Below are 26,276 nucleotides of genomic sequence, written 5' to 3'. Positions count from 1 at the left end.
ATCAGGTGATTGTTAAGTAAGTGATAACGCGTTTAAAATTTAGTCATCTAAATTATTGTCTTAAGTGATGAAATGAAAACCATCCGTCATCTAACCTGTTATCTACTTTGCGGGGTAATGCTTAGCTTAAGTTTTGCTTGTGAAGCCAATTGGGGACACAGGCATCATCATTATCACGGCTATGGGCCTGGAGGGTATTATGATGGTGGAGGATGGTATCCTGGATGGGGTGGTCCTAACGTTATTATCACGGTACCTGCTCCGGCTCCAATTTATGTTCCGCCGCCAGTGTATGTTCCCCCACCAGTGTATGTCCCCCAATATGTCCCGCAGTGTGAAGTGATTGAGGTGTGCAATCCGGATGAGTGTTGGTTGCAGCAAGAATGTCGATAATGTTACTTCTACTATGTTCCCGGGTTTGTCCGTTGGATCCAGAGTGTTTTGCAATAAAAACTGGATCCCGTGGACAAGCCATGGGACGTAGCGTAAAGAATCGTGGGGCGTAAGGGTGGTTACCCCACCACCAAAAACAGTTCTTCGCTCCAATTTAGCTACATAGGACAGAAAGATGATTTTCTGAATACTCAATAAAGCAAAGAAAGCAAACCTTAACTCTATTCTCACGACATTTTTGGTTGTGAAGAGGGTTCTACTTTTTTCTCTTTGTTATTGGCCTTCTTAAACAACCTTAAACTTTCACCTGTTTGTTCTATTTCCTCACCTTGTGATTTTCCTTGTGAGAATTTCGAATTTGCGGACAGATTATTTACAGCGTTCGTGTTCACCGCTGGAGATGAATGTGAATTGCTCGATTTATCTTCAGTTATTCCTTCTAATTTTGGCTTGTTTTGAAATAAATTTGGAACATCTTTCATACTTGTTGGTAGATATTTATTTGCTGTATCCTTACTTTTTTCTTGATCTGAAGGGGATTTACCGGATGAGAAATGAGCATCATGCATTGCTCCTTCTAGTTCAGGCCTTTTTTTAAATAAGCTCTGAAGAACATGGCGCCCCTTTACACTTTGCATTAATACACCTGCTAAAGTTGTTTTTTCTTTCGTTTTTAAACAAACAACAGGCCTTAACAATTCTATATTTGAAATCTGCCTAACAAGCGCCTCATTTTCCTGAATTAATTTTGCTAAAATCTCTATACCTTGCTCACTGCGCGCTAGCCAATGTATGCAACATGACCCCGTTTCCTTCTCCGTAATAATAAAATCAGTCCATGCAGTGGCTGGGATTTCTTTAATATAGTCCGGATTTGCCTGCAGCAACTCAGTTAATACTGTAATCCCATAACTTGCCTGACAAAGATGCTGTAGAGGCGTGCAGGAATAGATAAATACAGGACGACCAATTTTCATTACGAAGTCTTTAGCTGGAAAGAATTTTGCAAAAGAGGGGTCTTGCCGTAATTTCTCACACACGATCAATTGGCCTTCATGTGACAATAAGAGAGAGGATTTAGATTCCAGTGAGAACTGCGGATTAAGAAGGGAGTTAATTCTTGAAAATGAGACTAATATACGATTTATACAATTATCAAGAAGTCCCGGAGAATTCGAGAATATCTGAGCTATTTTTTGTAAACCATTTCTGCTACGACTGAAAGCATCTAAAATCGTCTGCGGAATTGCTCCTACGGTGCTTGTGTAGGTCTTAATAATTAATAATTGTGATGTAAGTTGTTTTTCTATCTCTGGAGTTAGAAACTTATCTAGCAACTCACTCAGTCCATAATGGTAAACCAGCCAATAGAAAGGAGAAGTATTCACAAGCATTGGCGGAGCTTTGCCCGTTAACATTTGTGTTAGCTGGGCGTAGGAAACCTCCGTTGCCAGTTTTGGATTCTCCTGGAGAAGCAAGTTTAAAACCTTATGCCCTAAAAGATCCGAGGTTAAATAATAGAGTGCAGTGGTACATGCGTACTTCTCTGCTTCTTCTGGTCGCATGCGTAACAAGTCTGAAGAATTCAGTCCCTTCCGAATGTTTTCATTTAAATCCAGCAATTCAACAAGCAATTGACGACCATCAGGGGAAGTAGTTAACCAGTAAAAAGGAGTTGCATTGAGATCTGATTTAATTGCATTTTCACCCGTGATTGGACGAATAAAATTCTCTAGTTTTAAATCAGTTGCTAATAGTTTGTTTAAATTAAATAAGGTCTTTAATACAAGTCGACCTTCTGTACTATAGCTCAGCCAATAAAGAGTAGAATCGCTTCCATCGGCAAGATTGGACACCCCGAAATCACTCGGCAAAATATAATTCGCTACTTCAGGTTTTAATTTTAAAAGCTGATTTAACCACGCGCATCCCTCAGGCATTTTGGATAAGCTGTATAATGCGCAATCTCCCTGGGTGTTTAGTGTGAGTGCTTTTGCCAATTTTTCCGCAGGTATTTTAGCAAGGATATCTGGCTTAAGATCTAATATTCGTTTAAATACTGAGAAATACTCTCTATCTGTAGTCAGGAAAAAGAATGCCATATCGAAATTTGGTGCAGGAATAGAAAATAAGACCTCAATTAACTCTTCCGTGGACAGGTCTGTTATGAGCTCTGGGCTGACATCAAGCCATTCGCCTAATAGAGGTGGTGAATAAAAACATAACCAGAAAAAGGGTGAGGTATTTTCAAGAGCGCCATGAGTGACAGGTTTTGTCAATGCTGGCGACAATTCCGTAATTAATTTTTGATTATTTTTTAATATCAACCGCAATAAGTTAATGTCGTTGGGGAAACTGGAGGCGTTACCATTATGAAAGATGAGAGGCGCTGTGGTTAAATGCTTTAACGCAAAGTTATCCGTTGTATTGTAGCTGGCCGTCATATCAGTAAGAGACAGAAATTTTATTAAATTTGGATTTTTCTTGAATAAAATCGATAAAATCTCATGACCGTCAGATGTTTGTGTCAAGTCCAGGAAAATCGTGCTTTCCTTTTCACTGTAAGTATATTTTTGCGTCAAAAATTCCGGTGGTAAATACCTGGCTATTGCAGGGATATATTTAACTAAATTATGCAGGTTATCCTGTTCAAACAATTCCAGAAAAATAGGACGACCCTTGAAATCACTAAGTAAACCATCTGCTATTCTCTTTATAAGTTTTTGATGGTCTATCACTGACAGTAACAATTTTTCATGTTGTTCCAGCTCTAGCAACTTTTTATATTGTGGGGGCACAGATGCTAATAACTTTTTATGTTGTTCCAATTCTGATAAAGAGAGTAATTCAGGATTTTTTAAAACAGACTCCAACAGTTTTGTATGTTGACTCAGAACGGATTCTACTAACTGTCTCTGTTGTTCTGAAATACGTGCTATTTTTTTATGTTGTTCCGGTAAAGAAGAAAACACTTTCTTAAGTTGTTCTAGTGCAGACGCAAACATTTCCTCAGGTTGCTCTAACACAGAGGCTAATAACCTTATGTTATCCTCTTTGGTAATAAAGTCGCTAAAATTACAGGAATCGCCTTTAGGCTGAAAAAAATAGTCGTGAATCTGTGGACTATTCAATAACTTGGCAAGTGTTTTTTTTGAAAAATTAGAGGGAAATTTAAACTCAACTGCTGGCGCCACACTCCTTCCTTTAGCAGGCAGGGATTTAGGAGTGGTTTTTTCTTTTTTTATAGTTTCGCTCGTTGTCGATGAATTCTTAACGTCTTGTTTAACAAGTTTAGTGTTCTCGTTGAGCTTCTCTTCCTCTATCCTTCTGGCAATGTCTTCATTTCCATGTTGTCGTTGTTTTTCAGCCTCTTTACGCCAATCGATTTGAGAGTCTTCACTTAGAGCAGTGTGTAGAGGGATATTCTGGTTAGTGATTGTGTTTTGTAATACATTGCAAAGCTCAGGTATTTGCCTAGGATCTTGTACAACAATCAAATTATTCCTGGTTCTAGTAAACGTTGTAAAGATTTTGTTCCATAACGGCCCGACGCCAGAGTTTCTTTGACCTTGTTTAGCGCGATGCGTTGGCGCAACTAAAGAACCTCCCTTAACTTTATCTTTAAGTTGTGCATTGGCTTGTTGGAATTCGTCTTTATCAAACAAACGAAATGCGACAACAGTTTTGTATTCGAGTCCTTTAATTTGTTTAGGCGTAAACACCAGCGGAGTTTGAAAGAGTTTTATTGCCTCGTCTTTAAATTCTTTATAAGTCACTACAACAAGTTCTTTCTGGCGTAACTTTAGAATCTCCTCTGTTGAGGAATAATCAAGCCACTCTACAAAGCCCGCTTCAGCTTGTGAATCAGGGGTAGAAGAAATCGCTGTAAATTCTTTTTTGTCTGCAATTCCTCCAGTTAAAATATTTTTTATATCAATAACTTTATTAGCTAACTTAGCAATGACTGGAGGGCAGCGATAAGTAGCACTTAATGTGAGATTTTGGGCTTTATAATGACGCGCACTCAACATTTGCAGCAGATAATCACGTTTAGCTTGCTCATCTTCCAGACTTTGATGTGTATCCATGCAGGCAGCTATTTGGCAGTCTTTGGTTAAATCGCGTAAATTTTTCAACTGACAATGGGACAAATCTTGAGCTTCATCAACAACAATGAGTGAGTAAACAGGCTTTATCTGCAATTCATAAAGCGCAGGATCAAGACGTTTTGTTTCTTTAAGATAGAGTAAATAGGCTTTAGCTATTTCTAACATCCACTGTCTTTCATTGGGTTCATGAATCAATGATTGGCGCTCACCGAGTTTTAAATACTCTTCTGATTTATAAGCTGTTAGAATTCTTAACTCGCGATAGATTAGAGGCCCTTGTTTTAAGAAATTCTCGTATTCTGTAATTGTTTTTTTGCGATGTTTTTGTTTAGTGTTGTATTGCTTAAACCAGCTTTTAAAAGAGCTCTTCCCGACTGTTTCATACTCGACATTTAATTTATTTAAAAGTTCTAAATAGGTACAAAATTGCACGGAATTTGGTGGTCGATTTTGAGCAATGGGCAATTCTTTCCAGGCTCCTTCGAGCATCTTTTTTAATGGTTCAGATTGAGTAACATACAAAATGGGAGAGTCATGATGGATTTGTTGACTAACGGCCTGCTCTAAAAGCGATAAAGCAACACAGGATTTTCCTGAACCCGGGGGGCCACTAATTACCGCCGGAAGTGTCGCTCCTCGTGCTATTTGCTGTTCGTCATTGAACTCAATATACATCTGGTTGTAGTAGTTAATGGGAGTGAATTGCAGCGAGGTAGCTGAATCTATCGATTCTTGTGACTCCTTATCGGCCAGCGGGGCTTCACTGATATCAATAAAATTACTGTCATCAATTTGCTGAGCAATATCGGTGGCATTTTTTACCAGATAATTCTTTAGCACTGAGCGATTAAAAAAGGGACATTTTCTATAGTCGTGGTTTAATACCACATCCAACAAAAGCAGATAGGAATCACCATCCTTCTCAAAGGTAGTAAATATTAAGCGATCGCTTTTATTAATCCGCACACTGTAAACCCGGTAGCCATCAAGCTGTTTCAAATCCAAATCGGCAGCTTTGTAATTGCCCTTAACCAGTTTACTAATTGTTTCGTAATAAGGTGCAAATAATTCAGCATCTCCTAGAATGCCTTGCCAGTAATAAACTTTAGCTTTACCCATAGTATTTAAATGCTTAATAATTTTAATTTGGGCAATAATAATCCAACAAGACTAAAAAATGGATGGGTATGTTTACCCACTTGGATTAAGGTGGAAGCAAATAAATCAAATTTATTCAATAAGATAGAAGAATAGTTAGACGAATAAATTGTTTAAAAATTTGCCAATAATGGGTAAAGGGCTATAGTTAATGTATTCCGATTTTGGAGGTTTAACATTTGTCTCTAATAAAGATAGTCAATAAAGGGAAAAGGAATATTAGTTTTTTGTTGTGTTTAAGTACATAAATTCAATAGCTTTAATGTGGGTTATCAAAGGGAATTAATAACCAAACTTTTGCCATTAATTTGATTGTTTAACATCAAATTATCCTAGTTAATTAGGGGTTTACATGGACAGATTAGACGTCAAAGTTATTAAACCTAAGAACATGACAGAATTACAAAAAAAAAGATTATATTTTTTTACATCAAAAATATCTAAATCTCGATGGACAGGTGATTATCGATTATTTATTTCCTCGCGATATTGTATTGCTATTTTATGATAAAAATACTCAAAAAATGGTGGCAACCATTGGTATTTCCATAGTCTGTTTCAAAAATGATGTACTCATTTATTTTGGTAATGTTGTGGTGGATTTTTTATACAAGCAGTGTAGTTGCATTTCTGATACAACCGCTAAATATGTTTCGAAAATTTTTATAAGATATCCCTTTAAAAATAAATATTGCTGTGGACTAGCCTCTTCATCGGGAGCATTGAAGTATTCTATGAAACATAAACCCGCTTCGCCAAATCTTGATGAAAAAACCCCTGAAAATCTCACACAACTTATGATAAATACAGTACATCAATAGGGAATTGATAAATTTTATATTGAAGATGGTTATTTAATTACCTGTAATTTGTGCGATAAACTAACTAATACCTTACATAAAAATGTAGTAGAAGCTACTGACAAAAATGTTTTTTTTTATAAAATAAATAAGCACTGCTAAAAAGGGGAGCAATTCTTTTTTCTGAATCTTTGTACGCTAAAAAATTGTTTGGACCTTGCTGTACAGGGATTGCGAAGTCGTTTAATTAAAACCCCCAACCTTTATCATAAGATTTATAAATACAAATCGACTAAACCAATATATACGATAGTTTTGATTACTATAGCATTGGTTAAAGTCAAAGTATGGAAAAAAATATCAGCTGATTACCAGTATTTATCTGATGCAATAATGTTATCAGGATCAATCGAGTCTTTGATTTTTTTGACTAAAGCCCAATAAGGACTCTTTAAATCAACAAGGGAGTTGATTACGGGGATAGGAACACGATGTTCGACAAAACCCTGTTCGATGCCTCTTTTTAAAATATCACGATAAAACGCATGTGCTTTTTCTTTTGCTTCTGGATCGCTGAGTTTAAAGACTGTAGGTGCCAAACCTACTAATACATCCGGCTTATAAGGAAGAACGTGAAATCGTGAATCGCTAAGCTTGAGGTATCTACCACCTTATTAAAAGACTTTAAATTCTCTGCTGTAGCATCAATAAGAACGATATACCATATAAATAGATTGTGTTCGTTGGGTATCCTCTGGAGTAATTCAATGAAATATCCAATAAGTCTACTAACGGGATAAGTTTGCTGAGGTATTTTTTAATAAGAGCCTGGCTAAAAAATTTGGATAGCTCGACGACAATTGAACGCTTATGTGTCAGAATAGCGCTACCCAAACCCCAATTGTGACCGGTGCTAATAGGGTAGAGTACAATTTGGTGTTCTTTGGCGATTGAGACTAATTTTTGAATATCTTCTTTACAGCTCGGTTGATAAACAGCGCCAATCTGAGCCTTGGCATCTAAGGTGTTTCTTTCATATCGAGCTATAAGCTCTGGATCTCTAACAACAATACCCGATCCTTGAAGCTTTTCAAAAAAAACATCTGGGATAGTTGTTTTATTCATTATTTTCTTCCAGAGATAGACTACACTTAGTTGTTAATTCCTATAAGTATAAGCCTATCTTTAGAAGAAATTTAAAGATATCAAGTGCTAAATAGTGTATTGCGTTTCCAGTTGTTGGATTATTTCTATACTTTCAGTATGTTTTTTACTAAAAAATCCAGGTGCATCGGAAATTTCTTGTATTTTCTGGTCAGTCATAATCGACTCATTACGTGGATTATGGAACAAGACTATCCCATAATGAAGCATCTTACTTTGCCGCTCTCTTTGTGCTGAATCCATATAGACATCAACCCTGGGTTTATCGGTAGTGTACTTTACGATTACCTTGTGGTTCTTGTTTGCGGAATCAGGTTTCACTTTAGTTAAATCAACGCCAAGATTTTGCATTGCACGTTTGATTTGCTTGAAATAGTCTTTTCTTTCGTTGAATTCTTGTTCTGTAAAAGTGACTTTCTGAATGGTATCATTCCGACGACGCGAGTCTTCGAACTCTTCAATGAGATGCCAACTCATGAATCCAGACGCGATAGGCAGAAGTGCAAAAAGTACACAATATCCAATGGATTTCCATAAGCTAAAGGTCTCTTTTTTTCTATCCAAAACCGTGGCTTGAATAGTGAATATCAAAGATACTGGGGGAATGAGCGCTGCTAGAATTGCAAGTGCTTTATACATCGTTCGAAATAATTGATGACGACGATCTTGATCTTGGTATGCACTTAAATACAATTGAGTTTGTGAATCAAAATGCATAAACTCTTTTTTTAATGATTTTCCCATAGGACATCCGAAGAAATTGTTCAAAATTTCAATTATTCAAACATTCCTTGTTTAAAGTGTCAATAAAATCAACCAATATTAGACGCGGCAATAGTATCCCTTTTGTAATCTGAATAATATTTATTCATCAATCAAGAAAGTAAACAATCGCTTTTTTACCAGAACAGGAAAATTTAAATGAGTCGTTATAGAGCGATTGTGTCGGGTGAATTATGACTAAACTAGGCTTATTATCTAAAAACTATAAAAAGAAGCTTAGAGTATTTAGGATTAGCGGACTATTTTTTTAGTATAAATGATATTTGTCCACCTCGCTCCAGAATTGCTTTCTTAATTATTTCTAGATCCTCTACACCATGTTGAATTCTTAATGCTTGTAAAACATCATTCGTGGTGATTTGACAGCAGCGAAGATTTTTTTGAATGTACTTCCCATTTTTTATAATACAAAGTTTCTCTCCTTTAATGTATTTGCCTACTCTATGGCTTTTAAATGACAAATATGCGAGGAATCTATGAATGGCGATGATTAATGTACAAACTATCATGGAGGATATTAAAGGGATATTATTAACAATCGCTTCACCTAAAATAGCACCTAAAATAATATAAATTATGAAGTCCAGAGGCGAGTGGCTTCCGTAAAGCCTGGCAGAATTTGTTCTAAAAAGTATGATTGCGTATAGGGTAATTATTACACCTCTAAGATAAAGGCCATAATCCAATATTTCATTTAAGTATTTAAAAGACATGTCAAATCACCTATCGATTAGTTAGATCGATGATATCATTAATGAAAAAACATACCAGACAATCTGTTGAATCGATTTGGGTGAGTCCGAAGTGGTTTCTTTGAGCTTTAGACAATATCGGCGAAAGGATTTGTGGGATGTGTGCGTCACAAGTCAAAAAGTATTAGTCAGAACATTCCAATATCAAGATAGTAGGGCGTATTTGGATCATTATCTTGAAAAAAGAAAAGCTCCTGGCGACGGACCATTATTTATTACGCGCTACGGAACACGCTTGTCAACCTAGATGTTTATAGAATATGCCAGAGAGTTTTAAAACCGGCTTTGGCGTTTTCCCGAGAATGAGAAATTTTAATTTACACTACATAAGCTGCGGCATACTTTTCTAAGATCAGATTTTTGGGGAGAGCATCACCGCAGTAATGAACTCTAATTTAGGTTGTCACTGAATAAGGGCAGTACAAGTGAATATAAGTGGAAATGAATCAACGACAAAATTTCCAAGATGGGCTTTTAAATAATGCTTTTGAATTGTTTCATAATATGTATTAATTACCTCCCTGTCAGGTAAACGCATTAATATTGATTGCTCATGTTTTCTTTTCTGGGGATAAAGCCCCTAATTGAAGCTTTATCCTCGATTGATAAATAATTAAATGTTTACTCAGTTATTTAAATCCATGAATGAATTAGCCAAAGTGCGGCCGGAACAGGCTAATCCTTAACTCTATGTATCAACCTTCCTGTATATTGTTTTTTATGATCTTAAGATCTTTATTTTTAAGATCAAAACGATCGGCATTCATCACCTTAACCCAAGCTTTAACGAAATCATTAATAAATCTTTCTTTAGAGTCATCCATAGCATAAAACTCAGCCACAGCCCTTAACTCAGAATTGGCACCAAAAATCAGATCCACAGAGGTGGCTTTCCATTTCAATTGATTTGTATCCCGAGCATACCCTTCATATACACCTTCCTCATCCTTAGACTTTCTCCATTCTGTGGACATATCAAGCAGATTAACAAAGAAATCATTACTTAAACTCCCGGGGTTATCAGTTAATACACCATACTGAGATTGTCCCGTATTCCCATTAAGTACACGCATACCTCCAAGGAGCACTGTCATTTCGGGAACGCTTAAATTCAATAAACTAGCTTTATCAACCAGCATTTCTGCCGGAGATTTTTGATTACTTTTATCAAAATAGTTTCTGAAACCATCTGCCGTAGGTTTCAGAACTTCAAAAGATTGCACGTCTGTCATAGCTTGAATAGCATCAGTCCGTCCAGGGGTAAAAGGTACTTGAATTGTATAACCTGACTTTTTAGCTGCTTGTTCTATAGCCGCACTACCTCCAAGAACAATCAAATCAGCAAGTGATATTTTTTTCCCTCCCGTTTGAGCTTTGTTAAAATTATTTTGAATTGTTTCAAGAGATTTTAAAACTTTCGCTAACTCACTCGGATTATTTGCTGCCCAATCTTTCTGTGGAGCAAGACGTATTCTTGCTCCATTTGCCCCACCACGCATGTCAGTGCCTCGGAAAGTGGAGGCTGAAGCCCATGCCGTCCTCACCAGCTCTGCTGGAGTTAAACCTGAGTTCAGTAGTTTGATTTTGAGTTGGTCAACGTCCTGTTTATCAACTAAAGCGTAATCGACCTCGGGTACAGGATCTTGCCAAATCATAACCTCTTTAGGTACTAATGGACCAAGATATCTGGAGCGCGGGCCCATATCGCGGTGAATTAATTTAAACCATGCTTTGGCAAAGGCATCATCAAACTCTTTAGGATTTTCCAAAAAACGTTTGGCAATTTTGCTATAAACCGGGTCGAATTTTAGCGCCAGATCCGTGGTAAGCATGATTGGCGCATGCCGTTTAGAAGGATCGTAGGCATCGGGAACCATAGAGGAGGCACTTTTATTATCAGGAATCCATTGAGTAGCTCCTGCGGGACTCTTGGTTTGAACCCAATTAAATGCAAACAGATTTTGCAGGTAATTATGACTCCATCTTGTAGGAGAAACTGTCCAAGACCCTTCCAAACCACTGGTAATGGTGTCTTTACCTTTGCCCGTACCATAACTGTTTTTCCAACCCAGATCTTGTTGTTCAATTTCTGCGTCAGCTGGAGCTGGCCCTAAGTTTTCAGTGGATGCAGCACCATGCACCTTACCAAATGCATGTCCTCCTGCAATTAGTGCCACTGTTTCTTCATCATTCATCGCCATACGGCCAAAGGTCTCTCGAATGTCTTTTGCAGCCGCAAGCGGATCAGGTACCCCGTTTGGTCCTTCTGGATTGACATAAATCAATCCCATCACTGAAGCGGCAAGAGGCTTTTTAAGACTACCATCCTGGTTATGGCGCCTACTCTCTAACCATTTTCCTTCTGACCCCCAGTTGATATTGACAGCTTCCCAGGCATCTACACGACCGCCAGCAAATCCCAAGGTATGAAAACCCATAGAATCCATGGCGACATTTCCAGCAAGAACCAGTAAATCGGCCCATGAGATTTTATCACCATATTTTTTTTTGATTGGCCACAACAATCGTCTAGCCTTATCAAGATTTGCATTATCTGGCCAACTGTTTTGAGGAACAAAACGTTGATATCCCCCATTAGCTCCGCCTCGACCATCATAAATTCTATAAGTTCCCGCAGCATGCCAAGACATACGAATAAATAAAGGGCCATAATTGCCAAAATCTGCAGGCCACCAGTTTTGAGAGGAGGTCATGAGTTGCTTAAGGTCTGCAATCACTGCATTGAGATCTAGAGTATTAAAAGCTGCTGCATAATTGAATTGTTCTCCCATGGGACTAGCTGTCGCATTAGGTTGACGAAGTGGGCTGAGATCGAGTAAATGAGGCCACCAATACTGATTGGTTTTAGGGGCGTCATCTGCATACAAAGGAAATGTAGCTACAGTCACTATTGCAATACAAAATTTAATCCATTTTAGCATAATAAGAATCCTTTTCATTCTGAAAGTTTTTCTATACACCAACAAAAGTGGTGTTTAAATAATTTGGCCAATCGCGATGACTCTCCAATTATACATGCTCTTATTTGTATCTTGCTATCAATAAATGTAAAAATTACAGGTAAGATAATTTTTATGACTCACCAGATATATCTTGAAACTTTTAATGTTTCAGCTGACGCAGATACACTTATTTGTAGACTATTCGTAGTTAGAATCTGGAGTATCGAGAGTAATTAATAACAATCCTTTATCACGGTTTAATAAATTTTGAGCGGTTTTAATTTTAAGCTCTGATGGTAAGTCATAAACTTCTCGGATTTAGATTGCATGCCAGCCAAACATTTTATAGTTTTTACCGTAGAATTAAACTGCAATTTTATTCCTGCAAAAATTCATTAGATTTTAAACGATCTGTCCAAAAAGGTGCAATCACAGGAGTACTCGAAGCAAAGACATAATTGTCAGTCTCAAATCTGCCGCCATTAAAATATTGATAACCTGCATCTAAACTTAATCGTTTGTATTGCCATTCTATTCCTGCCATTAATTGATAGGCGAAGGCATATCTAGAATGATCCTTCATCCTTGTGGACTTGCATCCCAAAACTGGTATCCGCAGAAATACTAGCACGTCTAGAAAAAGAAGCTCCGCTATAGAGTTCAATATAAAAAGGATAGGGTTGATTAATATCCGTGTTGCCTGATGCGGGAGTAGAAGTTGTTAAGTGTCCAGCATATATAACGTTCAATGTTGAAATACCCACTGCAGTGATTCCAATGACTTTTTTTTTTGCATATTATTCTTTAATTTGCTGATTTACCGTGAATCCGTATTCAAGGGAAAAAAGAGTGGAGTGTCGATCAGATATTATCATTGTTGCTCTTTAAGGAGCAGGTAAAGCAGCAATCCGATGGGTTTGGAGAATATGGTAGATAGGATTAAAAAGTGGTCATAAGTAAAATGACCTTTAGCTAAGCTCAATCATCAATGGTAGTTTTCTGAAGTTTTGCCCCGGAAAAGATAATAGGCATACAAAGTATAGGCAAGAAGTAGTGGGAGCATAATAACAACCCCTATTAATATGAATATTAGTGTAGTGTCGGGCGCTGCAGCTTCCCAAAGTGTAACTTGGTGAGGTATTAAATAAGGGTAAACACTAATTGCAATTCCAATATAGGAACAAAGAAAAATTAAAATACTATAAAAAAAAGGTTTGTATTCACTCCCGCTATTTAGGTTCTGCCAAACTTGGTAAATAGCAATCAGTGCTATCAAAGGTAAAGGACTTAGTAAGAAAATATTTGGAAAACTATACCAACGATGAAAAATTTCATCACTGTGCAAGGGCGTCCAAATACTAACGAAAAGAAGAAAAATCCCCACTAATATTAATAAACCTCTAGCGTAATGAGTCACTTTACGTTGAAGTCTTCCTGTGCTTTTAATAATCATCCATGTAGCACCCAAAAGGGCATAGCCACAAATCAAAGCAATCCCCGTGCAAAGACTAAACGGAGTTAACCAGTCAGGGTCATTAATGGTCATCGACGGTTCATGAATCGAAAATCCTTGCACAAAAGCACCCAATATAACTCCTTGAAAAAAAGTTGCCGCGATTGAACTAATCGAAAACGACCAATTCCATAAGGCTTTTGTTTTTTTTGCTTTGAAGCGAAACTCAAAACTAACACCACGAAATATCAAGGCAATAAGCATTAGCATGATTGGCATATATAAAATTGGAAGAAGTAATCCATATATTTGTGGGAATGCACCATAAAGCATGGCGCCTCCAAAAACCAACCAGGTTTCATTACCGTCCCAAACCGGGGCAATCGAATTCATCATTTTATCGCGTTCGCTTTCGCTTGAACTAAACGGAAATAAAATACCAATACCTAAATCAAATCCATCTAAAATGACATACATTAAGACGATAAATCCAAGAAGAATGGCAAAAATAAGGGGTAACATTATTTTGTCTCCTTAGGAAGATCTGTCATGTATTGGAAGGCATGATGCTCGATTCGATCCTCTTCTAACGGTTCAGGCCCGTGCGATATGAACTTAAGAAGATAATAGAGATAGAAACCAAATACCACACCATAAGCGATGACTAGTAAAATAAAAGAAATAAGAACCTCTTCTAATCCTATTGATGAAACAGCGTTCCTTGTTTGTAAAAGGTTATAGACAACCCAAGGTTGTCTTCCTAGCTCAGCAGTTAACCACCCAGCAATACTTGCAATAAAACCTAGTGGTGCCATTGCAAGACAACAACGATAAAACCAGCGACTTTCGAAAAGAGTTCCCTTTAAACGCAAAACTAAACCTGTAATAGAAACTAGTAACATTAGAAGACCAATGCCTACCATGATACGAAAAGTAAAAAATACAGGAGCCATACGTGGTTGAAACTCTGGGTTAACACTGCTCAAACCAATCATTTCACCGTTCAAATCGTGTGTATTGATTAAACTCGCTAATTTGGGTATCCCAATTTCATAAAAGTTTTTTTGTTCACTTTGCGATGGGATTGCAAATAGGAGAAGCGGTGCCCCTTTTTGCGTTTGCCAAATTCCCTCCATAGCAGCAGTTTTTAAAGGTTGATAATGGTGGACATTAATGCCTACTACATCTCCTACACCTATTTGTAGAGGAACTAAAATTAATGATGCCCATAAACTAAAAGACAAGCTTTTCTTGGCAATTTGGATAGATTTATTTTTTAACAAGTAAAACCCGGATACAGCCATGATTACGAATGCTGAAGTCACATAGGACGCTAATAGCATATGAAAAAAACGAGGAATAAAGGTAGGATTGAAAACTACACCCCACCAGCTGTCGACAACATACTTATCATTGACGACTAGATAGCCACTGGGTGACTGCATCCATGAATTAGCGGACATAATCCAAAATGCCGAGATTGTAGTTCCCAAAGCAACTAGAAGCGTTGCTACAAAATGTATGGAAGGTGGGAATCTTTTCCAACCAAAAAGCATAATTCCTAAAAAACCAGCCTCTAAAAAAAAAGCAGTTAACGTTTCGTAGGCAAATAATGCACCCAAAACATTTCCAAACTGTGTGATGAATGGTCCAAAATTAGTGCCGATTTGATAGGCCAAAACAATGCCCGAAACAACTCCCATCCCAAAAGTTAAGGCAAAAATTTTTGTCCAAAACTTGCAGATTTCTAAATAAGCAGGATTTTTTGTTTTCAGCCAACAAGCTTCCATGATTACCAGAAAAACGGCAAGGCCGAGATTTAAGGTTGGGAATAGAATGTGAAAACCAATACTGAAACCAAATTGTATACGAGATAATAATTCTACGAGCATGATTCACTCCAACCTAGTATCAGTTAAATGAATTATGTTTCACTCACTTCCATTAAAACTTAATTCATAGACTCAAAGCATCAGACATTTAAACCTTTCTATTTTACACTAAAAATTAACACTTAGGCGATTCAGCATTCAATTTTTTTTTAAAGTCTCGAGGAGAAACTGGATGTTAAACTCTGGAAATTCTTATCTGTTCTTAAATTAATTTCATCATATACAATAAATTTAAGAAAATTATATAATAAGATCAAAATCTGTCCTTTGCTCGGTATTCACCTTTTCTCTTATTGAGTGCCAAATCTCTGATGAGACTGACTATTAAATGTATTGAAAATTCTTGAACAACGGACTCTAAATTAGGTGATAAATCTTTAGAGTTATACTTAACCACTTTAGCTTTTATAAGAATCTTGTGAACCACTATGGTGGTTCACAAGAGAAAGAAAGTTATTTCATATCAGGAACTAACACCTTATTGATCACATGAATGACCCCATTTGAAGCATTGATGTCTGTCCCTACTACCTTGGCATCATTCACCATAACAGTTCCGTTGTTTACCTTAATACTCAGGTCTTGTCCTTCAAGAGTCGGCACCATGCCTGATTTGACGTCGGATGCCATTACTTTGCCTTTAAGGACATGGTATAAAAGTACTTTCTTAAGCTTTTCTTTGTCTGCCTTTAAAGCGCTTAGTGTATCTGATGGAACGGCTTCAAACGCCTCATTTGTTGGCGCAAAGATTGTAAATGGCCCCTCCCCTTGTAACTCGTCAACTAATCCAGCTTCTTTTACTAAGCTAACTAGAGTAGAGAAATCTTTATTCCCAGCGGCTATGTCAACAATATTTTGTTGTGCACCGGCGAGAACAATGGGGGCAAATGAAGCGAAAAAAATGGAAAGGACAAATTTGTGAATGCTTTTCATTTTAACTCCTTGTATTATAGACCAATATGATTATAGGCAAAATTTAAATTTTTTTCACTAGTTTTGTTTGTTTTATGTTTGATTGTCTCTTAATATCTCTAGACGCAAGGTTAACACAAACATAAATGGAATTGTTATATAAATGCGGATGGGGCTGCCGCCTCATGTGATGACAGGAATTGATTGACGTTATTGTATATTATTTGTCAGCATGATAGCCACCTGGAACAAAATAGTAATTGAAAGTAACCCGATGGCAATAAATGTACATGTCATCGCTATAATCCGCCACTTAGGGTAAAGAAGCAGCTTACCAGCAGGATCATACGCTTCATGCTTAAGCAAACTGTATGCATGTATAATCCGTCCCATCAGGAAAAGTATTCCGAAAAAATTTATTGCCCATATCGGTAGCCCATTAAGCTCCGCATACCCAAGTAAGATCAAGTACGTGGGGGTATACTCAGTAAAATTCGCTTGGGCCCTCATGAAGCGCTTCATTTGAAGATTATTACTATCACCAATAGCGACTCCAAATTTTCTGCGAGCTTGTATGGTTTTAATAGAAAGTATAATCAGTACTATCCCAAGTATTGCTGCATATAGTGATGTCACCATAAGAACCCCTTAAATTAGCATTAATCTCAATCCTGAGTTGATTGCGTCTTAACAGCGCAACAGTCTTAGGAATTTAAAGAAAACATAACCTCGCTTTGAAGAAGGTTTCAAAATTTTCTCTAAAAAATTAACTAAATTTCGTAAATTTTTTCCACTTGTCAAGAATAGGACATAATTTACTGCCGTCAAAGTGTTTTCATTGGGACTATTGGGCTGCCTGTGTGCTTAAAAGTTTAAACCGGCTGAATAAATCCTAATTCCTATTGTTCATTTTCTCATAAAATGAGGCAGGAGCAATTTGGTTGGAAAAAACATCGGTGTGGATTTTTGATAGTTGATATACAATTGTCCCTTAGATTCAATGGATCCTCGCTCAGTCATTGGTCCTGTTACCCAAGTCATCAGCCAATATAAAGTGATTGGGGAGAGAAGTGCTAGCCATCCCCAAGAATGATGACTTGCAAAAAGCGTAAAAGAACACCACACTAACCATTCAAAAAAATAATTAGGGTGTCTTGAATAATACCAAAGCCCTTGATTACAAACTTTACCAGGGTTCTTTGCTCTAAATGACTGCAATTGATAATCTGCAACAGTTTCCAAACCAATAAATAAAGCAGCTAAAATTAAGCCTACACCATCGAGCAGGCTGATTTGATTGGTCAATGTAAGTGATGCGAAAAACCAAGGTAGGGAAATTATGAATATAAAAAATCCCTGCAACTGAAAGTTAATAAAAAAACCGAGGGACTTGGCTATTTTCCAATTATTACTTAAAACAATATACCGTTTATCAATTAATTTTTTTCTAATGCGTGTATGCCATAAATAAAAGCCTAATCGCAAGCCCCATATCAAAAGGATAAGACTTAATAATGCCGACCTATAGCTGATTGTTTCACTATTCAAATATAGAAGACCCGTTAATGTTAATCCTGAGGCCCAACCAACATCGACCACTGAAGGATTATTCGTTATGCGATACCAAAGCCATATTAATGACATGTGAACAAATATAAGGGCAATAACAGCTAGAGGTCTCATGTAAAATCTCTTCTGAAATGATTAAACAGGTTAAGGGATAAGGGGATGATTAAAGACCAAACTCCACCAAGCATGATGTAAAACCAATGACTATTCAATACCGCAGCACCTAATTTAGCACCTAGCCAATAAGCCAGAATAATGGAAGGAAAGGTCAGTAGCCCAAATAAAAAAGTATGGACTATCAGTCTTTGGGAAAGTGTAATGAGATTAAATCCAAAAGATAACCAGAGAAAGGCTATCCAAGGTGGACTAAAATAAGGGTTTAGCGGATTTGCATTGTAATCGATTAATCCTAAAAAAAGCCACATCGTATCAATAATCATTCCTACGACCATTAACGCAATACCATAGACTAAGGCATCTACCCACGGTCGTCGAATAATTGATTGTAATAAAATTTGAAAAAACAGAATTAACAGCACGACGAAGGACGACCTGTAAGGCATGTTTTTCCCAGCAAGAAGGACACAATTTATCCAAGCTAGGTAGTAACAAAAAAAATGGATAAGCCAACTCATGGTATTCATCGAAAACTGTTCAAACGAGCAGCTATCGCAATACACCCTTGGCCGGCATGTAAACCTATTGCAAGAGATACGGGTTTAATATAAAGAGGGGGCATATTGAATGTCTGTGAGGTAAACTCTGCAAATTCTAGTGCCTCATTTTGGGCATCAGCGTGAACAATGCAGTATTCTTCCAATTTTAAATCGTGTTTTTTTATAGACTGTCCCAAATAATCAATCGATTTTTTTAATGCTTTTGAGCGAGAGAATGACTTTCCAGCAATGAATCCTTTACCGTGGGAATCAATAGAAACAATCGGTTTTAATTTAGACAGGGAAGCAATGTGTCCTTTGATGTTATTCATTCGACCAGAGCGCACCATCGATTCGAATTGATTGACAGTCACATAGATAAACGTCGTTTTTATAGCACGTTTGATTTGCTCAATAACTTCCTCAATTGATTTTCCCGCATCAATTAATTCACCGGCATAATTTAATAGTAAACCATGAGCTCCTGAATTTGTTTTCGAATCAATCACTGTGATATTCGAATAGTTTTTTGCAGCCAGAGTAAATGCTTCGTACATTCCACTCATCGCTTTTGAAACAGAGATGACTAAAACATGCTGATACATTCTGCTAATCTGTGCCAATTTTTCCTCAAGTAGTGTTAAAGAGGGATAGGAAGTCTTGGGGTAGTCACGCAGATTCTTCATGCTTGCATAAAAATTATCTTCCTCAAAACAATATTTGTCTAACAACTGATGCTGTCCCATTTGTATATTGATGGGTATCAAATGTATTTGATGCTTATCAATGAGTTGTTGGGATAAATCAGCACTCGAGTCGGAAACCAGTGCAATATTTTTTTTCGGGGCGTGGTTCATTTCAAATTGCCGTTGCATGTCATCTACTTTAGGGTAGAGGATGGTATATTGTTGCGACAAATGAGAGAAAATAAGTTGTGGATTTTCTGTATGAACATGGAACCGGCAAATGTCTTTATTGCCCGTGACTAACGCACAGTCGCCATTTTGCATCAAAAAATTTAAAATAGCTTTATCATCAAGTGAAGCCGCTTTCAATACCGCTTCTGTACAGTAGCGATGTTTTGTTTGAAAATTGCTGCTAAATGAGTGCTCTAACTTTAAATTGGATAAACTATTATTAAGTTTTTGATTTGTTTCTATTGTAGGGTTCTGCAAAAATTGAGTGAAACCCTCAAGCAAATAATAGAATCCAAGTGCACCCGCATCGACAACGTTTGATTTTTTTAGGGAAGGGAGCATTTGCGTGGTTTTTTGAACTTCGAGCAAAAGGGGGGGTAACATCTTTACCATCGCTAATTCAAAAGAACGCTCGCTCTTTGCTTGTTTAGCATAAATAGCCCATTGCTTAATGAGAGTAAGGATAGTTCCTTCTACAGGATTAGGAATTCTATTTTCAACCTCTGTGACGATAGTCTGCAGTATGCTCGAGAAGTAGTCAAATTCAAGGTAGGGAATTGATGACATATTTTCTGCAAGAGAATTAAAAAATTGGGCAAGAATAATCCCTGAGTTGCCTCGTGCTCCCATCGTACCAGCATCTGCGATAGATTTTGATGTTTCTTTTAAGGTTGATTTTGGTTGAGAAAAGTGAATGATTGCGTTAGCAAGTGATGCCATATTATCCCCTGTGTCACCGTCAGCGACGGGAAAGACATTAATGCTATTCAATTCCATTTTCCTATCGATTACCCAATGACATCCCACAACGATGGCGCGATGAAATTGTTCGCAATCTAATTTATCTAAAGCCATAAAAATTGCTCCTCAAATTAAGCAATTTGGTTTAAATTAAAAAATAAATTATCCAAGATACATTAAATATCTATTCAAGGAAAAACCATGGGACATTATTTAATCATTGCAGGAAGTAGTGCTATTGGTCAAGCAGTGGCAAGCGCTTTAAAAGACAGAGGAGATACTTTTTTCAGTACCGCTCGCAGTGAAAGTAAAATCAAAGCAGATATGATTTTAGATGCCACGGATTTTGAAAATGTTAAAGAAGCTTTTCGACAAGCAGGAGCATTGGATGGAGTAGTGAATTGTAGTGGGTCTTTATTGCTTAAAAATGCGCATTCAACAAAAAAAAATGAATATCAACAAGTGATTGACGCCTCATTAACCACTGCCTTTGCTACTGTTCATGCTGCAGGGAGCATGATGAAACATGGCGGTTCAGTGGTTCTTATTTCTTCTGCAGCCGCACTCGTTGGTCTTGCTAATCATGAGGCAGTTTCTGCGGCAAAAGCCGCAATTATCGGGCTGGCCCGTTCAGCTGCTGCCAGTTATGCTAATTCTAATTTGCGAATTAATGTTGTTGCACCAGGCATGGTTGACACGCCTCTGACTCAGAATTTAATGACCAATGAAGCTTTTTACAATGCGTCTAAAGCAATGCATCCTTTAGGACGTATTGGCAGTGTCAACGATATAGCACGTGCGGTGCTATTTTTTCTAAATCCTGAAAATAGCTGGATAACAGGTCAGGTTCTTTGTGTTGATGGAGGACTTAGTCAAATTAGACCTAAGATTAAACTCTAATTAAGAGATAAATTATGAGGAAACTTTGTTTAATACTAGGTGATCAGCTGTCTAAATCCCTCACTGCATTACAAAAGATTGACCGAAATAAAGATATTGTACTCTTATGTGAAGTTATGGAGGAAGCGACTTATGTCCATCATCACCCTAAAAAAATAGCCTTTTTATTTTCAGCAATGCGACATTTCGCCAAAGAACTCCATGAAGAAGGGTATCATGTTCGCTACGTAAGATTAGATGACCCCAACAACCAAGGATCGTTTGAAAAAGAGCTACATCGCGCCATTAAAGAGGAAAAGATAACATCGGTTTTTGTAACAGAACCTGGTGAATGGCGAGTTTTACAGAAGTTTTTAATGGTTAAGAAGACATTGGCAATTTCATTCATTATCCATGAAGACAATCGTTTTCTTTGCTCTATAAGCGAGTTTAAAAATTGGGTAAAAAATAAGAAAAACTTGCGCATGGAATTTTTTTATCGAATGATGCGAAAAAAATATTGCTTATTGATGGAGGATGAAGAAAAGCCAATTGGCGGACAATGGAATTATGATGTTTTAAATCGGAAGAAGGCAAGCCCTGATTTGAATTTTCCACAACGAGTAACCCATGAAAATGATGAGATTACTCTAGAAGTCTTAAAACTTGTTAAAGAAAAATTTGCCCATCATTTTGGTAGTTTAGATTACTTCAACATGGCGGTCACTCGACAGGATGCTCTTGAAGAGACCAACTATTTTATGAAGCAATGTCTCGCACAATTTGGCGATTATCAAGACGCCATGCTTAAAGATGAAGTTTATTTATTCCATTCTCGCTTATCCTTTTATTTAAATGCGGGGTTATTATTGCCACTGGAGCTTTGTAAAATGACAGAGCAAGCGTACCTTCAAGGGGAGGTTCCTCTTAATGCGGCGGAAGGTTTTATCCGACAAATACTTGGCTGGCGAGAGTATGTAAGAGGGATCTACTGGGCTTTCATGCCTGGTTATGCAAATTTAAATTATTTTAATGCTAGTCGTCCTTTACCAGACTTTTTTTGGGGGAAACCTACAAACATGTTTTGTCTTAAAGAAGTCATTCGACAAACTGCCGATGAAGCTTACTCACATCATATTCAACGCTTAATGATCACTGGGAATTTTGCCTTATTAACAGGATTAAATCCAAAGGAAGTTTGCGAATGGTATTTAGAAGTTTATGCTGATGCTTATGAATGGGTTGAGCTTCCGAATACTTTAGGTATGGCGCTTTACGGCGATGGAGGAATAATTGCCAGTAAACCCTATGCGGCAAGTGGAAAATATATAAACCGTATGAGTAACTTTTGCCAATCGTGCACCTATAATCCCAATGAGGTTACTGGCGAAAAAGCCTGTCCTTTCAATTCGCTCTACTGGAACTTTTTAGATAAAAATAGAAATAAACTCGATAATAATCCTCGTCTTCGATATGTCTATATGACTTTAGATAAAATGACCCTGAATAAAAAAGAGCAAATTTTTCAACAGGCACAAGCATTTTTAAAACAACTTGACGATTGGACTAATGACTTATCCAAGAGCCAATCCAAATAGTTAAGACAGAGCTTAAGCTATACAAAACAATGCCCCAAGCCAAATCAATAAAAGCCATAGGAACAGGCCAGTTTTTAAAAATAGCCACACAGGTAAAATCATAAACGCCATAGATTATCAAACCAAGTAGCCCTCCATAGAGGGCGGCACGCAATAAAGAATGATTCGCTAAGGGTTGAATAAAAATAACGATGGAGAAGGCAAAGAGCACATACACTAAAAAAGTGGCCCACCAAACAGGTTGCAGTTGATTATGACTCAGTCGTAACCATTCCTTGTAATGTTCGATGTATAAATTCTTTGCCACAAATCCAAGCCAAATAAAATCAATAATGCTAAAGACAAATATCGCAATAATGAATAATTTAACATTCGTTAAGCTCATCTTTTTCCTTAATTTGATGATAATTTAATGTGTATTCTCGTTACTTCTTATTTCATTTAAGCGGTATTCTTAAGCCAATGAGCTCACTAGGGCTTTCGCGCTATAGTGAAGCTATCACCAAACACTTGTTGTTTCATCAAGTGTAAAAATAGGATTATCAATTAACCCAAGGCTTGTCGAAACCAAACAACGGCAATATTCATATTTCTTTCATTGCATTATAATTAACTATATAACGAAATAATTAAATACCCAAAGTTAAAATTTCCCCGCGTAGATTATTTGATACGCTAATTCATTAAAAAAGTAAAATATCTGGCAATACCCGAATTGGGTGAGGGAAGAGTGGAAGCAGACTCGAAATTATATTTTGCTATTTGCGACATTACTTGTTTTTTTTAACATTGTTTAAGCCACCACATTAATGAAAAATGCAGTGGTAACAATGTTATAAGTATTTGATTACAGCGCCATTATACTCTGTGCTTCAAGACCTTTCGATCCTTGCGCTACAACGAATTGCACTCTTTGACCCTCTGATAGGGTTTTAAAGCCAGAACCTATAATTTCTTTAAAGTGAGCAAATACATCTGGGCCAGACTCTTGCTCGATAAAACCAAAGCCTTTGGCTTCGTTAAACCATTTGACAATCCCATTTACTGTTTTGGACATTTGAATATACCTTTAATTTATTAATACCTGTAATAGGCGAAATTAGCCTGAAATCGGTCAGGAATTAAAAAACTACAGTACGAGGGATTAAATTAATAAAACGACGCTTTGGAGAATATAATAGACATTTTCAAGCTAAGGTAATACTACTGTACTTGAGTTATATAAGTCCAGTCTTATTTTTTATATTAGGTTTAAAAACCATCACTTCGAGGGTTAATTTTTTCTCTGCTTATCTCATAAATTAAAATGAAAACAAATAACAATACAACATTGATTGTTAGTGGGGATACTCATACAGAGCATTTATGTAAAGCCTTTAAAATTTCACGTGCCAGTTTTATTGATCCTGGATTAACAGCTCTTGCAAAGTATATTCTAATGTGACCACACTTTGACTAGTTACTTGTTACAAAGTATCCCATGAATTTTATTTAGATGGAGAATTACTACCATTGAACGATGGGTTCAGAATGGATTTATGGATTAACAAGTTAGCCTATGGTTCTGGCAGTAATGCCAGGTCACTAACGCTAACATCCACTTACCAACGAGGAATCTTTTTCACACGTGGTGAGGTCTCCCTTGTAGAAGCTAATAATATTACTGCGGGCTCAGCTTTTGGTCGGGATGGTACAAAACACTCACAAAGTCGGTTGCTTATTGAATCAGGTATACTGTTTTAGCAAGAAGCTATGCAGTTTTTAAGATTTTGGAATTCACGTCATGAAAATTTGTTCCATCTTAACTATACTATCTCTAAGCACCACGTTCGAGGCCCCGCTCTTTAATCACTTCCAGTCAATCTAACCACTTAATAAAAGCTTAACATTATATTGATAATATATGGATCATAATGAAACGAAAAGAGACATTCTGTGAAACTTCAAGATTTGGTAGTAACATATCTGCATACCTCTTACGCCAAAGAGGAAGCTATGATTTACATTTCAAGCAAAAGCATAGACGTTGAAATTCCTGAAGAAATCGTCAAATTTATAACAAGATTTAGCGAAAATGAGTGGATAGAAGAGAAAGATTTCCATGCCTTCTCCGAAAAGCTTTCAACTCTTGATGAAGCGGTGAAAAACTGCCTGGTTCATTTGCTTTATGACATAAGCTTGAAGAAATACGATGAGGATAAAAAAGAAATTGAAAGTGCTGTTACTAGAATTGAAAGTCATGTAAAAGACGGTAAAGAAATACCCAAAAGCCAGGCAAAGAATGCTCTAAAATACACTGGATTATTAAATTGTTATCAACTCATTGCTCATCACCTTTCTATAAATGCGGGTGATTATGGCTTCTTATATCCTGGTACTTCATCTTATAAACGGCAAACCATTGCCTATGCAATTCCTTTTGCAATTAATGCCTTAAGATTGGTTGGCGAATTACCTACAACTGATAATTTTAATGGATTCAATTTAAGCAAGCCATTTTATCCTTTAAATCTGGAAATTGTAAAAAATGAAAAAGTCCCTTTAAAAAAGGGGGTTAAAGAGAGTGATGATTATTTTCCGTACAAAATGGTAAGTAAGTTGGCTAAAGGTGATACCGGTGACAAAACATTTGTTGCTACGAATGGTAAAAAAATTCTTTTTGTACGTGGAGTAGAATATTACTCTCCTAGCGCCATACTAGCTTCCAAAATTGCTACTTTAGTAAGTTCTGTCCATTTCTCTTCGGAACGTTTATTGGATAATCGTTTGGTCGCTTCAAGGGGAATTCCTGGGTATGCTGTCTCTGTAGCTAATCCTAGTACCCGTGATAGTAGAAAACGATATATAGAGGAAGAGAAAAAAATATTTCCTGGTTCAGGGATTATTGATGAGGTGACTAACTTTGTTGGCGAAACTGATGCAAATATTGAAAATTTTGGGTTTTCTTCTGAGGATGTCTATCAAAGTCATTTGACTAAAATTGATTTCGATCGCTGCACTGTTACTTCAAAAATTACAAAGAAAAATTATGAAAGAAATATATTAACCTCTCCTTACGGCGGAATTTATCACAGTGCTCCTCATATACAAACCAATCCGGCATATGTAAATGAGAAATTGTTTGCTCGACTCAAACTGTCTATGCTTCCCAACGCCTTATTTAGCTCCTTGGCCAGCAAGGCTTTTACACCTGAGGATGACCAGGAAAGGGGTATTGCTGTAGAGGAATGCATGAGTAGAAGCAATATTGCATTATAATTATTTTTTGAGCATCCTGAAGTCAAATCCTTTCTAAAGCAAAATTTATCAATACTCACTCAATGCTACCAGGAAATTGCAGGATATATAGCAGATCATTTTGCTAATGAGGATCAAAAATTACTACAGGTTGCATTACGAGAGAGAGTTAAGGGCATTCAGAGAGCGATTCACCAAAAAGTAGGTATCGAGTTAAAACTCGCTGATTATATAAAACCTGAAATAGACGAAATATCCAGTTCAGAAGATCTGACAGTCGAACAAGATGGCGATGCATTT

General features: G+C 36.9%; 22 protein-coding genes. 6 read left to right on the top strand and 16 right to left on the bottom strand.

The features are described 5' to 3' along the window. The first annotated feature begins 72 nt into the window (after positions 1-72). Complete coding sequence (locus tag LHA_RS11710; protein WP_045106712.1) at positions 73-393, top strand: hypothetical protein; 321 nt, start codon at positions 73-75, stop codon at positions 391-393. Positions 394-620: 227 nt separating this feature from the next. Here the strand turns inward: LHA_RS11710 and LHA_RS11705 are convergent, their stop codons facing one another. Continuing rightward, the gene (locus tag LHA_RS11705; protein ID WP_045106711.1) at positions 621-5,621 is read right to left on the bottom strand and encodes a DNA/RNA helicase domain-containing protein; all 5,001 of its coding nucleotides are present in this window, start codon (positions 5,619-5,621) and stop codon (positions 621-623) included. Positions 5,622-6,118: 497 nt separating this feature from the next. Between LHA_RS11705 and LHA_RS11700 the strand changes: the two genes are divergently transcribed. Beyond that, positions 6,119-6,481: a hypothetical protein gene (locus LHA_RS11700; RefSeq protein WP_045106710.1), complete on the top strand. Its 363-nt coding sequence runs from the start codon at positions 6,119-6,121 to the stop codon at positions 6,479-6,481. Between the two features lie 347 nt (positions 6,482-6,828). On the opposite strand, the gene LHA_RS11695 is transcribed toward LHA_RS11700, so the two are convergent. The 13 genes from LHA_RS11695 to LHA_RS11640 all read right to left on the bottom strand — a co-directional run bounded on the left by LHA_RS11695 (position 6,829) and on the right by LHA_RS11640 (position 20,376). Next, positions 6,829-7,059 carry a hypothetical protein gene (locus LHA_RS11695; protein ID WP_045106709.1) on the bottom strand — a complete coding sequence of 77 codons (231 nt, stop codon included), beginning with the start codon at positions 7,057-7,059 and terminating at the stop codon, positions 6,829-6,831. 85 nt (positions 7,060-7,144) lie between these two features. After that, positions 7,145-7,585 (bottom strand): FAD-binding protein, encoded by a 441-nt coding sequence (locus tag LHA_RS11690; RefSeq protein WP_045106708.1) that lies wholly within the window; start codon positions 7,583-7,585, stop codon positions 7,145-7,147. A gap of 87 nt (positions 7,586-7,672) precedes the next feature. Continuing rightward, positions 7,673-8,368: a hypothetical protein gene (locus LHA_RS11685; RefSeq protein WP_045106707.1), complete on the bottom strand. Its 696-nt coding sequence runs from the start codon at positions 8,366-8,368 to the stop codon at positions 7,673-7,675. Between the two features lie 278 nt (positions 8,369-8,646). Further along, the gene (locus LHA_RS11680; RefSeq protein ID WP_045106706.1) at positions 8,647-9,120 is read right to left on the bottom strand and encodes a DUF421 domain-containing protein; all 474 of its coding nucleotides are present in this window, start codon (positions 9,118-9,120) and stop codon (positions 8,647-8,649) included. 734 nt (positions 9,121-9,854) lie between these two features. Beyond that, entirely contained in the window at positions 9,855-12,101 is a 2,247-nt protein-coding gene (gene katG, locus LHA_RS11675) for a catalase/peroxidase HPI (protein WP_082060340.1), read from the bottom strand. Between the two features lie 397 nt (positions 12,102-12,498). Further along, positions 12,499-12,705, bottom strand: a complete 207-nt coding sequence (locus tag LHA_RS16985; RefSeq protein WP_147292352.1) for a hypothetical protein — start codon at positions 12,703-12,705, stop codon at positions 12,499-12,501. A 402-nt stretch (positions 12,706-13,107) separates the two neighbouring features. Further along, entirely contained in the window at positions 13,108-14,097 is a 990-nt protein-coding gene (cydB, locus tag LHA_RS11670) for a cytochrome d ubiquinol oxidase subunit II (protein WP_045106704.1), read from the bottom strand. Continuing rightward, entirely contained in the window at positions 14,097-15,467 is a 1,371-nt protein-coding gene (locus LHA_RS11665) for a cytochrome ubiquinol oxidase subunit I (protein WP_045106703.1), read from the bottom strand. The genes cydB and LHA_RS11665 overlap by 1 nt, the downstream gene beginning before the upstream one ends. Positions 15,468-15,920: 453 nt before the next feature. Next, a complete protein-coding gene (locus LHA_RS11660; protein ID WP_052673705.1) occupies positions 15,921-16,400 on the bottom strand; it encodes a fasciclin domain-containing protein in 480 nt (159 codons plus the stop codon). Between the two features lie 189 nt (positions 16,401-16,589). Further along, entirely contained in the window at positions 16,590-17,018 is a 429-nt protein-coding gene (locus LHA_RS11655) for an MAPEG family protein (protein ID WP_052673704.1), read from the bottom strand. A 267-nt stretch (positions 17,019-17,285) separates the two neighbouring features. After that, on the bottom strand, positions 17,286-18,062 hold the full coding sequence (locus LHA_RS11650) for a DUF1295 domain-containing protein (RefSeq protein WP_045106702.1): 777 nt from the start codon (positions 18,060-18,062) through the stop codon (positions 17,286-17,288). Continuing rightward, positions 18,059-18,583, bottom strand: a complete 525-nt coding sequence (locus LHA_RS11645) for a DUF2878 family protein (RefSeq protein ID WP_158644246.1) — start codon at positions 18,581-18,583, stop codon at positions 18,059-18,061. The genes LHA_RS11650 and LHA_RS11645 overlap by 4 nt, the downstream gene beginning before the upstream one ends. 5 nt (positions 18,584-18,588) lie before the next feature. Next, positions 18,589-20,376, bottom strand: coding sequence for a DegV family protein (locus tag LHA_RS11640; RefSeq protein ID WP_045106700.1), 1,788 nt, complete (start codon positions 20,374-20,376; stop codon positions 18,589-18,591). Between the two features lie 87 nt (positions 20,377-20,463). On the opposite strand from LHA_RS11640, the gene LHA_RS11635 reads away from it, so the two are divergent. Together LHA_RS11635 and LHA_RS11630 are read left to right on the top strand one after the other, a co-directional pair. Beyond that, positions 20,464-21,162, top strand: coding sequence for an SDR family NAD(P)-dependent oxidoreductase (locus LHA_RS11635; protein WP_045106699.1), 699 nt, complete (start codon positions 20,464-20,466; stop codon positions 21,160-21,162). Positions 21,163-21,176: 14 nt separating this feature from the next. Further along, complete coding sequence (locus LHA_RS11630) at positions 21,177-22,739, top strand: cryptochrome/photolyase family protein (RefSeq protein ID WP_045106698.1); 1,563 nt, start codon at positions 21,177-21,179, stop codon at positions 22,737-22,739. Here the strand turns inward: LHA_RS11630 and LHA_RS11625 are convergent. Both LHA_RS11625 and LHA_RS11620 read right to left on the bottom strand, forming a co-directional pair. Further along, entirely contained in the window at positions 22,708-23,124 is a 417-nt protein-coding gene (locus tag LHA_RS11625; RefSeq protein WP_045106697.1) for a DUF2177 family protein, read from the bottom strand. The genes LHA_RS11630 and LHA_RS11625 overlap by 32 nt on opposite strands. A 462-nt stretch (positions 23,125-23,586) precedes the next feature. Further along, a complete protein-coding gene (locus LHA_RS11620) occupies positions 23,587-23,796 on the bottom strand; it encodes a cold-shock protein (protein ID WP_045106696.1) in 210 nt (69 codons plus the stop codon). Between the two features lie 473 nt (positions 23,797-24,269). Here LHA_RS11620 and LHA_RS11615 point away from each other — a divergent pair, with 473 nt between their 5' ends. Both LHA_RS11615 and LHA_RS11610 read left to right on the top strand, forming a co-directional pair. Beyond that, positions 24,270-24,482 (top strand): outer membrane beta-barrel protein, encoded by a 213-nt coding sequence (locus tag LHA_RS11615; RefSeq protein ID WP_045106695.1) that lies wholly within the window; start codon positions 24,270-24,272, stop codon positions 24,480-24,482. Between the two features lie 252 nt (positions 24,483-24,734). Continuing rightward, positions 24,735-25,997 carry a hypothetical protein gene (locus LHA_RS11610; RefSeq protein WP_147292351.1) on the top strand — a complete coding sequence of 421 codons (1,263 nt, stop codon included), beginning with the start codon at positions 24,735-24,737 and terminating at the stop codon, positions 25,995-25,997. The last annotated feature ends 279 nt before the right edge of the window (positions 25,998-26,276 follow it).

The organism is Legionella hackeliae (assembly GCF_000953655.1).
Taxonomy (GTDB): Bacteria; Pseudomonadota; Gammaproteobacteria; order Legionellales; family Legionellaceae; genus Tatlockia; species Tatlockia hackeliae.
The sequence above is the reverse complement of the archived record's forward strand: the minus strand, read 5'-3'. Positions and strand labels throughout refer to the sequence as shown.